Here is a 10,499-nt window from a genome sequence, read left to right as displayed (position 1 = left end):
TGCACGTCACCAGCGCCGCCGCTGGCAGCACGCTGGTGCTGACCCTGGCCGACGGCACCGCGCTGAGCCCGGCGGACTACGCATCCGGCAACTTCCAGTACAGCACCGACAATGGCGTTAGCTGGACGACCTATAGCGGCGCCATCGCCCTGGCTGCTGGTGATAGCGACCTGCTGATCCGCACCACCACGGTGGAGGATAGTGTCGACGAGGCAAACGAGATCTTCACGCTCGGCGCCACGCTGAACAGCAGTGGCAACAGCTATGGCGACAGCGCCACCGCCACCATCGTCGACGACGACATCCCGAAAATCTTCTTCGGCGCGAGCGACACGGCAACCGGCAACATCCTGGTGCCGGAAGGCGAGCTGGCCACCTTCGAACTGCACGTCACCGGCGCGGCCGCCGGCAGCACGCTGGTGCTGACCATGGCCGACGGTACGGCGCTGAGCCCGGCGGATTACGCATCCGGCAACTTCCAGTACAGCACCAACAATGGCGTCAGCTGGACGATCTACAGCGGCAGCATCGCCTTGGCCGCCGGTGAGACCGATCTGCTGATCCGTACCACCACCGCGGAGGATAGTGTCGACGAGGCCGATGAAACCTTCACCCTTGGCGCCACGCTGAGCAGCAATGGCAGTAGCTACGGCGACAGTGCAACCGCCACCATCGTCGACGACGACATCCCCGTCATCTTCTTCGGCGCGGCGGCGACAGAAAGCGGCAACATCACCGTGCCGGAAGGCCAGCTGGCCACCTTCGAGCTGCACATCACCGGCGCCGCCGCCGGCAGCACGCTGCAGCTGACCCTGGCCAACGGCACCGCGCTGAGCCCGGCGGACTACGCTTCCGGCAACTTCCAGTACAGCAGCGACGGCGGCAGCAGCTGGACGACCTACAGCGGCGCCATCACCTTGGCCGCAGGCGACAGCAACCTGCTGATCCGTACCACCACGGTGGATGACAGCAGCGACGAAGCGAACGAAACCTTCACCCTCGGCGCCACGCTGAGCAGCAACGGCAGCACTTATCAGGACAGTGCCACCGCGACCATCGTGGATGACGACTACCCGCCGCCGGTGCTCTACGGTGATGACGGTGCCTGGCTAATGAACTACAGCTCCCAGCATCAGTCGTTCGATATTAAAGCCAAGGACGGTGACATCACCTTGTTTGCCGGCCGCACCATCCACTGGGACATCTGGGTCGACGATATCAGTGCTGTCGGGCTTACCCTGCTGGCATTGTCCTTGCCAACCGGCACCACCGGCTACTGGGAAAAGTTGTACACCGCCAATGGCGACACCCTGTTCCGCTTCTACCTGACCGCCGGAGATACCGATGTGGTGATGGACCAGAATGACCAGTTCAAGCTCCAGTTGCTTGGTGATGACCTCTCCAGTAGTAGCAACGTACACATCATCAACTCGGACGAGTACGTGAGGCCGCATAACAACTATCAGGGTGACTATGCCACCGACTTTGACAGCGCCACGGCGGGCAATGGTGCCGACCGTGACTGGCTGAGCAGCGACACCGATGGTGGTGAGTTTGCGGTCAGCGGCCCGATCTCGGTAACCGGGCAGACGCTGGATGCGCAGGGTGGCAACGACATGATCTACGGCACGGTCGGTAACGATACCCTTACTGGCGGTGACGGCGACGATTTCATCGATGGTCGTGCCGGCAGCGATACCCTGTATGGCGGTGCCGGTAACGACGTGCTGATGGGCGGGCTGGGCAATGACACCCTGTACGGCGGTGATGGCAACGATGTGCTGTATGGCGGTTTTGGCAATGACACGTTAATTGGCGGTGCGGGCAGCGACACCTTCAAGTGGAGCCTGGGCGATCAGGGGCTGGGTGGTGGTGCGGCCACCGATATCGTCAGCGTGAACGACTTTAAAACCAGTGAAGGCGACTCCCTTGATCTGCGCGACCTGCTGCAAGGAGAAAACAGCAGCAATCTCCAGCAATACCTGCACTTCAGCGCAGACGGCAGCAACACGCTGGTCCAGATCAGTTACAGCGGGGAGTTCGACGGCAGCAACTATGGCACGGCCACCGATCAGCAGATTGTGCTGACCGGCGTGGCACTGGATTCCCTGGCCGGGGTAGGGGCGACCGATCAGCAGATCATCGACATGCTGAAAAACAATTCCAACCTGAAAACGGATTGAGGCAAGGGGAAAAGGGGAACAAAAGGCCGGCAATGGCTTGATAGCAGTCAGCATTCACTGGCTGCCATCAGGCCGTTGCCGGTCTTTTTTTGTTATCGAGGTTGGGCTTGCGGCCAACCTCACTTAAACTGGAACAGCAATTGCTAGTCTGCGTACAACTTTTGCCGGAGCGTTGCTGTGAATAACATACCGATGCGGGATTCCCTGGTCCTGAACTCCCACTTTCAGCCCATCTACAGCCTGGCGCACCGGCGCACGGTCGGCATGGAGGCGCTGCTGCGGGCGTCGGAGAACGAGGTCTCGCTGTCGCCGCTGGAGGTGTACCAGCGTTATATCCGCCGCGACGAGCGGGTGGCGATGGATCTGGCGGTGTGTGCCGCGCACTGCCAGCGTTTTGCCGCCGCCGGCCATGCCCAGCGCTGGCTGTTCCTCAATGTCGATGCCATGACGCTGTCCGATCCGGACTATGCGATGCAACTGGGTATCATCATCGCCGAGTCCGGCATCGCGCCGCAGTCGGTGGTGCTGGAGGTGCTGGAGCAGGCGATCGAGCTGGATGCGCGCCTGCTGGAGGGCGTGGCGCTGTTGCGGGAGCAGGGTTGCCTGCTGGCGATCGACGATTTCGGCGTCGGCCATTCCAATATCGACCGAGTGTGCAGCCTGGAGCCAGATTTCGTCAAGTTTGACCGCCATCTGCTGCGCAGCGCGGTAACGCAGCAGCGCACGCGCACCCTGTTGTCGCGTCTGGTGCGGCTGATGCACGAAATCGGTGCGCTGGTGGTGGTGGAAGGGGTGGAAAGCGACTCCGACGTGGTGGTGGCGCTGGATTCCGGTTGCGACCTGGTGCAGGGCTACTACGTGGCGCGCCCTGCGGCGGTGCCGGACAGCGACCAGCTGATCACGCCGCGGCTCGACGCCAAGTGGGATGAGCTGATGAACCGCGAACTGCTGCGTCGCAAACTCAATCGCCGCCAGATGGAACTGTCGCGGCAGGCTTTTGTGCAGACGGCGATCGCGCTGATGCAGGGCAGCGAGTTCGAGGTGGCGGCGATGCCGATGCTGCAGCTGCCGGACGTGATCCGCTGCTTCCTGCTGGATCAGGAGGGTCGCCAGCAGGGGCGCAACCTCAATTCCGGGCGCAACAACATCGGCGACAGCCTGCGCTTTTCCCCGCTGGAGGACACCACCGGTGCGGTGTGGTCGCGGCGCGCCTATTTCCAGCATGCCATCGACCAGCCCGGCGTGCTGTACATGAGCGAGCCCTACCTGTCGATGACCGATACCCGCATCTGCGTCACGCTGTCGATGGCGATCGAGATCGACGAGGTGCAGCACGTGTTGTGCAGCGACGTGCTGATGCCGGGGGTGGGGCGCAGCCTGTAGCCGTTGCCGGTACCCAGCAAAAAGGCGACTCGCGAGTCGCCTTTTTCATTGCCGTGGTGCTGTTCAGTTGCGGGGCTGGATGCTGGCTGCCGGTGTCTCGGCCAGTGTCTCGAACAGCGTGACTACCTGCTGCACGCCGCTGGTACGGCTGGCGACATCGGCGGCGGCGGCGCCTTCGCTGGCGGTGACCAGACCGAGCAGGTAGACCACGCCGCGATCAGTCACCACCTTGATGGCCTGCGGCGGGTAGCCCTTGCCTTCCAGCAGGCGAGTGCGCACCTTGGTGGTGATCCACAGGTCGTTGTTCTTCTGCGCCAGCGTCGCCACCGGTGCCACCACCAGGTGGTTGTAGACGCGCTGCACATTCGGCGTGCCGCGCACCATCATCTCGATTTCCTGGCGTTGCGCCTCGCTCAGCGCCTCGCCGCTGATCAGCACCGCACGGTTGTAGCTGGTGATGCTGATGCGGGCGCCGGCAAAGCGTTCGCTGCTCTGGCGCAACGACTTCAGCTCGATGGCCTGGTCCTCGACATAGGCGCCGCTGGTGCGGCGGTCGGTGGCCACCAGCGCACCGGCGGCCACGCCGCCGGCAACCAGCGGGAAGCAGGCACTGAGACTGGCGGCGGCGCTGCTGGCCAGCAGCAGTGCGAGCAAACGGTTTTTCATCATTCTCCTCCCAGCAGCATGCAATCGATGGCATCGCACAGTGCATGGATCAACAAAATATGGACTTCCTGAATGCGCGCGGTGCGCAGGCTAGGCACATTCAGGTGGATGTCTTCCGGTGACAGGATTTCCGCGATCTGGCCGCCGTCCTTGCCGGTGAGCGCGATTACGCCCATGCCGCGTTCGTGCGCGGCATAGATTGCCTCAATGACGTTGGCGGAGTTGCCGGAGGTGGAGATCGCCAGCAGCAGGTCGTTGTGGTGGCCCAGCGCCCGCACCTGCTTGGAAAAGATCATGTCAAAATCGTAGTCGTTGCCGATGGCGCTGAGGATCGAACTGTCGGTGGCCAGCGACATCGCCGCCAGCCCCGGGCGTTCCTTCTCGAAACGGCCGATCATTTCCGCGGCAAAATGCTGCGCGTCGGCGGCGGAACCGCCGTTGCCGCAGGCGAGGATCTTGCCCTCGTTCATCAGGCTGCTGACCATGCGCTCGGCGGCCAGCGCCACGGCCGGCGACAGCTCGTCCATCACCTGCTGCTTGATGGCGATGCTTTCAAGGAAGTGTCCGCTGACACGTTCGATCAAATCCATGTGATTCCTTTGGTCGGTGGCGCTTAAGCGAAAATGTTCTTCAGCCACTGCGCTTGTTCGCCGCCATCGAACAGCACGGCGTCGAAACGGCAGGGGGCGTCAATGCGTTTGCTGCTGAGGTAAAGGTTGGCCGCAGTGTGCAGCTTGTGCTGCTTGGCGCTGCCGATGCTGGCGGCGGCGCCGCCGAAGTGGGCCGATTGCCGGGCGCGTACTTCGATGAACACCCAGTAGGCACCGTCGCGCATCACCAGATCCAGCTCGCCCTGCCGGCAGTGCCAGTTGCGTTCCACCAGCGTCAGCCCCTGCTGCTGCAGGAAACGGCAGGCCAGCGTTTCGTAGTGGTCGCCACTGGCCTTGCTCATTGCGACTCGCCGCGAATGGCGGTCGGCAGCTCGCGCTGGATTACCCAGTCCTTACCCAGTTGCAGGTCGCCGGTAACACCGCGCAGGCGGATGCTGGCCGGATTGCGACTCTGGCCCAGCGCCTTGCCGAGGCGGAAGGCATCCACTCCCAGCGCGTACAGACGTTCGGTGGCCTTGGTCAGCGGCGTGGCCGGCCGGGCGATGCCGGCGGCGTCCGGGTGATTGGGCATCAGGAACCACGGCATGTCGACGAAGCGCACGCCGTCCAGTGCCGGGGCCGCTTGCCGGGTATTGATCAGCGAGGTGGCGTAGGCGGCCAGCTCGGCCGGCAGCAGCGCGCGGCTGGCCTCGGCCTCCTTGTCGTCCAGTGCCAGGAACACGCTGTCGGCACCGGCCAGCAGCGTGTTCAGCTGCGCGCCATCCGGCTGCGTCATGTTCAGTTCCAGCGGTGCGCTCGGGTGGCGCTGCGTCCAGCTCTCGCTGAAGGCGGCGCGCAGGCGCGTCGACAGCGCATCGTTATTGAACAGCACCAGCGGCGCCTTGCGGCCGTCGTCGCGCATCATGCGCGCGATCTGGCGCGCTTCGCTCTCGACCGCCAGCGACAGGCTCCACACCTTGCCGCCTGCCGGCGCCTTGCTCAGCGTATTCAGTACCAGCGTCGGCACGCTGGCCTGTGCCGCCACGTTGGCCGCACCCTCGCGGGTCAGCGGTCCGACGATCACGTTGGCGCCGGCGGCCAGCAGCTGCTGGTAGCCCTTCACCGCGTCGTTCTCGCTGGCCAGTGCAACGAAGCTGAGCTGGACGTTGCTGTCCTGCTGCGCGGCGGCGTCGAAACCGGCCTTCACCACCTGGGCGGCGTCACCCAGCTGCGGTGCCTCCACCGGCAGCAGCAGCCCCAGATGCAGGCGAGGCTTGTTGTCGCTGAGCTTGGCGGCAGGCGTGGCAGGGGCCGCGACGGCAGGGCTGGCCAGCGGTGCGGAGGCAGCACTGGTGCCGATGTTCCGGAGCGTTTGCTGATTTTGCTGAAGGATATAGCCCGGCGACTGTGCAGCGGCTACACTTGCCGCCATTAAAACGGCTGTGCCGGATAACCAGGGAGCCAAAACGTGCAGACAATGCTTGATCACTTGATGAATTCTGCCCAGGAAACGTTTGTCAACGGGTCATTATATGTGCTGGCCACGCCGATTGGGAATCTGGCTGATGTGACACTGCGCGCCATTGCCGGGTTCCACGCCGCGGACATTGTTTTGGCGGAAGATACCCGCGTCACTGGCAGCCTGCTGGCCGCCTACGGCATCAGCAAGAAACTGGTCAGCCTGCGCGAACACAACGAGCGCGAAATGGCGGCCAGCGTGATCCGTTGGCTGCAGGAGGGCAAGATCGTGGTGCAGGTATCGGACGCCGGCACGCCGGGCATTTCCGACCCCGGTGCCCGTCTGGCGCAGGCGGTGTGGGCCGCCGGCCTGCGCGTGGTGCCGGTGGCCGGCGCCTCGGCGGTGATTGCCGCCTTGTCCGCCAGCGGGCTGGATACCGCGCGCTTCCTGTTCCACGGCTTCCTGCCGCCCAAGCGCGGCCAACGTTGCAAGACGCTGCAGCAATGGCAGGACGCCGACTACGCGGTGGTCTGCTACGAGGCGCCGCACCGTATCCTGGAGTGCGTGGAAGACGTTGCCGCCACCCTCGGTGCGGAACGGCCGCTGATCCTGGCGCGCGAGCTGACCAAGACCTTCGAGACCTTCCTGCGCTTGCCGGCGGCCGAACTGGTCGAGCGCATCCGCAGCGACAGCAACCAGCAGCGCGGCGAGTGCGTGCTGATCATCGACGCTGCCGCGCCGGTGGCACAGACGGCGGACAGCCTGCCTGCACCGGCGCTGGCGCTGCTTGCCGAGCTGGCGGCGGTGCTACCGACCAAGCAGGCGGCGGCGATTGTGGCGACGCATTACGACCTCAACAAGAAGCAGTTGTACGAGCGCGCGCTGCAGCTGAAAGTGGCGGACTGAGCTTTACAAGGCGTAACGCCGCTTATATAATGCGCGTCTTGGATTTTTTCGCCCGGGTGGCGAAATTGGTAGACGCAGGGGACTCAAAATCCCCCGCCGCAAGGTGTGCCGGTTCGAGTCCGGCCCCGGGCACCACGAAAAAATCTGCAGCATCGCATCAAACCCGCACAGCACAAGGCTCTGCGGGTTTTTTGTTGTCCGCTTTCCGCCGCCAGAGGTTCCCGGCTGCTTGCGCTTGATCGCCACCGCGCAGCAGCGGGCGTCGTTTTCCTTCACATGCTGGCAGCACGAAACAGCGAATGCCACGGGACGAGTCCATCTCGATGCTCCAGCGTTACGGAGCGTGGCAGCTGGGCGCGCTTCGGCTATAACACAGCGCAGGGTGGCCACGCGTTGCGCTGTCAGCGGGTCCGTGCCGATACGGCCGAGCGGCATGCCGGGACACGTTATCGGCGGCACCCTGCTTAATTCATCCGCAACAGGATTCTCCATGTCACTTGTCGATACCCACTTGCATCTGGATGCGGCGGAGTTTGCGGCCAACCGTGAGCAGCTGTGGCAACAGGCGCGCGCTGGCGGTGTCAGCCATGCCATCGTGCCGGCGGTGATGGCGGATACCTTTGACGAGGTGCTGGCGATGCGGGCGCAGTTCGGCGTCGATGTCGCCTTCGGCCTGCACCCGCTGTACCTGGAACGGCATCGGGACGAGCACCTGGCGCTGCTGGCCGACTACCTGGAACGGCAGCGTCCGGTCGCGGTAGGTGAGTGCGGGCTGGATTTCTTTGTGCCGGGGCTGGATGCGCAGCAGCAGGAATACTGGCTGCAGGCGCAACTGAAGCTGGCGCGCCGCTTTGAGCTACCGGTGATCCTGCACGCGCGCCGTTCGCATGACCGCATCCTCAAATACCTGCGCCAGCACAAGGTACCCGGCGGTGTGGTGCACGCGTTCAACGGTAGTCTGCAGCAGGCGAATGCCTTTATCGAGCTGGGCTTTTGCCTCGGCTTTGGCGGTGCGATGACTTATCAGGGTTCGCAACGCATTCGCAGGTTGGCCGCAACGCTGCCGCTGTCGGCGATCGTGCTGGAGACCGACGGCCCGGACATCCCACCGGAATGGGCACCGGCGGTGCCGAATACGCCGGACAACCTGCCCAGGATTGCCGCGGTGCTGGCGGCGCTGCGCGGTGTGTCGCTGGCCGACATCGCCGCCGCGACGGCAGCAAATGCGGCGCGGGTGTTTCCGGCCATGCGGGTGCCGTAACGCCAGCATCGATTACCCACGTGGCGGACGTAAAAAAAGTGGCCGGATTAACCGGCCACTTGGCGTTGGGCAGTACTACTTTATGGCTTCGGCTTGGCGACGCGGCGTTTGACGGCAGCCTTCGGTGTCACCGCACCCATCGGTGCCTGTTCCTGGAAGGTTACCACCACGCGGCGGTGGCTAGGATCGGTCGGTGCCAGGTTCGGCAGTAGTTTGCTGCTGCCGTAGCCGACACTGTCCAGACGGTCCGCCGGCACGCCCTTGGTGATCAGGTAGTCGCGTACCGCGGCGGCACGACGCTGCGACAGCGGCAGGTTGTGGCTGGCGCCACCGGTAGTGTCGGTATGGCCTTCCACCAGGAAGCGCTTGCTACCCAGTTCCGGCATCAGCAGGGTGTTGGCCAGCTGGTCCAGGGTCGGGTTACTTTCCGGACGGATGCGCGCCGAATCCAGATCAAACTGTACCTGCACGTTCACCGAGACATTGCGTTCGATGGCCGACGGGGTGGTCTTGGCGACGATGGTGTCGTCGGTGAAGGACTTGGCGGCGATCTTGTTCTTGTCCAGTGGCGAGGTCGGCGCGTAGTCGGTCGGGCAGGCCGGTACGGTCAGGTCGTCGACGCTGGCCAGCGAGCTGTCCTGCGGCTTGATCTGCATGACTTCCAGCAGGCGGCCGGATTCACCCAGCACGCGGTAGATCGCCAGTTGCTGGTTCAGCTCAGCGTTGATCAGCTCGCGGCGGGCGTCGAACAGTTCGTTTTCGCTGTCCAGCAGGTCAAGCAGGGTACGCTGGCCGATGTCGAACTGGCGGCGATAGGCGTCGCGCGCCTTTTCGGTGGACAGCTGGTGCTGGCGCAGCGAGTCGAGCTGGCTGGTCAGCTTCGATACGTCGTTGTAGGCGATGCTGACCTGCTGGCGCATGTCGCGGCAGGCCTTGATGCCCAGTGCCTCGGCTTCGCTCTGGCGTTCGGCGGAGGAGGCCAGGCGGGCGCGGTCGGCGCCGCCACGGAACAGGTTCATGTTCAGCACCAGTTCCACCGCCTGCTGCGAATTGCGGCCCTTGATGCCGTCTTCGTTGTTGGTGACGTCCTTGGTGGCGCGCAGGTCCAGCGTCGGCGAGAAGGCGCCGCGACGGACGCGGACATCCGCTTCGGCCGCGCGGTAGAAGGAACGGGCAGCCAGCAGCGTCGGGTTGTGCTTGTCCGCCAGCGGCATTACCTGGTCGCCCGCCGGCAGCAGGCTCAGGTCCAGCACCGGCAGCTTCAGCTCGGCCGGCGGTACCTCGCCGATGATGCGGGCGTAACGCGCCGAGACATCGTGCAGGTTGGAGATCTCGTTGATCAGGTTGGATTCGGCCAAGCCGAGACGGCCGTTGATCTGCTCCAGGTCCACGCGGCGGCCAACGCCTTGCGTCACGCGCTGCAGGATCTGTTCGTAGATGCCCTTGTGGATGGCGTAGTTGTCTTCGGCGATCTCAACCAGCTTGCTGTAGCGCACTACATCGATGAAAGTACGCGACGCTTCCAGACTCTGCTGTTCGGCGGCGGCCAGGTACTCGAAATAGCGGGCGCGGCTGGTATAGTCCAGCTGCTTGACCTGGTTCACGGTCATGAAGCCCTGGAACAGGTTCTGGTTCAGTGTGGCGGTGTAGCCATGACGGTTGAACGAACGGCTGTTGACGGAACCGTCGGTCTGCGGCTCGCGCAGGCGCTCGCGACCGGTGTTGTAGCTGAGGTCGACGGTCGGGAAGAAGCCGGCGCTGGCGACACCCTTCTCTTCCGCGGTGGCGCGGAAGTTGTACCACTTCATGCCCACTTCTGCGTTGTTCTGCACCGTTTGCGTGATGGCGTCCTTCAATTCGAGCGCAAAGGATGCGGAAGGGATAACCATGGTCAATAATGCGGCCAGGGTACAACCGTAGAGGTGTTTGCGGCGGAAGTTCATGATAGCCTCGACATGCCAGTAATTATTAATCGGACAGTTGCAAGTAAGTAAACATCGACTTAATACAATGTATTGTCGGAATTGATTTAAGCAGTGTCAAGGGAAAGA

The 10,499-nt window shown here is 63.7% G+C and carries 9 protein-coding genes and 1 tRNA gene; 5 read left to right on the top strand and 5 right to left on the bottom strand.

Going from position 1 to position 10,499, the window contains the following annotated elements; translation table 11 throughout:
• The coding region (locus ACG97_RS15150; RefSeq protein ID WP_047968212.1) for a type I secretion C-terminal target domain-containing protein at positions 1 to 2,183 on the top strand (2,183 nt) is incomplete at its 5' end.
• Between the two features lie 192 nt (positions 2,184 to 2,375).
• Positions 2,376 to 3,566, top strand: coding sequence for an EAL domain-containing protein (locus tag ACG97_RS15145; protein WP_047968211.1), 1,191 nt, complete (start codon positions 2,376 to 2,378; stop codon positions 3,564 to 3,566).
• A 63-nt stretch (positions 3,567 to 3,629) separates the two neighbouring features.
• Here the strand turns inward: ACG97_RS15145 and ACG97_RS15140 are convergent, their stop codons facing one another.
• Genes ACG97_RS15140 through ACG97_RS15125 form a run of 4 tightly spaced genes read right to left on the bottom strand, consistent with a single transcriptional unit; the run spans position 3,630 to position 6,254 of the window.
• On the bottom strand, positions 3,630 to 4,235 hold the full coding sequence (locus ACG97_RS15140; protein WP_238377364.1) for a BON domain-containing protein: 606 nt from the start codon (positions 4,233 to 4,235) through the stop codon (positions 3,630 to 3,632).
• Complete coding sequence (locus ACG97_RS15135; RefSeq protein WP_047968209.1) at positions 4,232 to 4,822, bottom strand: phosphoheptose isomerase; 591 nt, start codon at positions 4,820 to 4,822, stop codon at positions 4,232 to 4,234. Before ACG97_RS15135 ends, ACG97_RS15140 begins: the two co-directional genes overlap by 4 nt.
• 23 nt (positions 4,823 to 4,845) lie before the next feature.
• Positions 4,846 to 5,184, bottom strand: coding sequence for a YraN family protein (locus ACG97_RS15130; RefSeq protein WP_047968208.1), 339 nt, complete (start codon positions 5,182 to 5,184; stop codon positions 4,846 to 4,848).
• Positions 5,181 to 6,254, bottom strand: coding sequence for a penicillin-binding protein activator (locus ACG97_RS15125; protein ID WP_047968207.1), 1,074 nt, complete (start codon positions 6,252 to 6,254; stop codon positions 5,181 to 5,183). Before ACG97_RS15125 ends, ACG97_RS15130 begins: the two co-directional genes overlap by 4 nt.
• A gap of 60 nt (positions 6,255 to 6,314) precedes the next feature.
• On the opposite strand from ACG97_RS15125, the gene rsmI reads away from it, so the two are divergent.
• The 3 genes from rsmI to ACG97_RS15110 all read left to right on the top strand — a co-directional run bounded on the left by rsmI (position 6,315) and on the right by ACG97_RS15110 (position 8,448).
• Positions 6,315 to 7,187 (top strand): 16S rRNA (cytidine(1402)-2'-O)-methyltransferase, encoded by an 873-nt coding sequence (gene rsmI / locus ACG97_RS15120; protein ID WP_238377363.1) that lies wholly within the window; start codon positions 6,315 to 6,317, stop codon positions 7,185 to 7,187.
• 50 nt (positions 7,188 to 7,237) lie between these two features.
• Positions 7,238 to 7,322 (top strand) — tRNA-Leu (locus ACG97_RS15115).
• A gap of 355 nt (positions 7,323 to 7,677) precedes the next feature.
• Positions 7,678 to 8,448 (top strand): TatD family hydrolase, encoded by a 771-nt coding sequence (locus ACG97_RS15110; protein ID WP_047968205.1) that lies wholly within the window; start codon positions 7,678 to 7,680, stop codon positions 8,446 to 8,448.
• 80 nt (positions 8,449 to 8,528) lie between these two features.
• On the opposite strand, the gene ACG97_RS15105 is transcribed toward ACG97_RS15110, so the two are convergent.
• Positions 8,529 to 10,337 (bottom strand): TolC family outer membrane protein, encoded by a 1,809-nt coding sequence (locus ACG97_RS15105; RefSeq protein ID WP_047968204.1) that lies wholly within the window; start codon positions 10,335 to 10,337, stop codon positions 8,529 to 8,531.
• Positions 10,338 to 10,499 lie beyond the last annotated feature (162 nt).

Source organism: Vogesella sp. EB (assembly GCF_001037925.1).
Classification (GTDB): Bacteria; Pseudomonadota; Gammaproteobacteria; order Burkholderiales; family Chromobacteriaceae; genus Vogesella; species Vogesella indigofera.
Note: the sequence above shows the minus strand (reverse complement) of the source record. Positions and strands in the feature narration are given on the sequence as shown.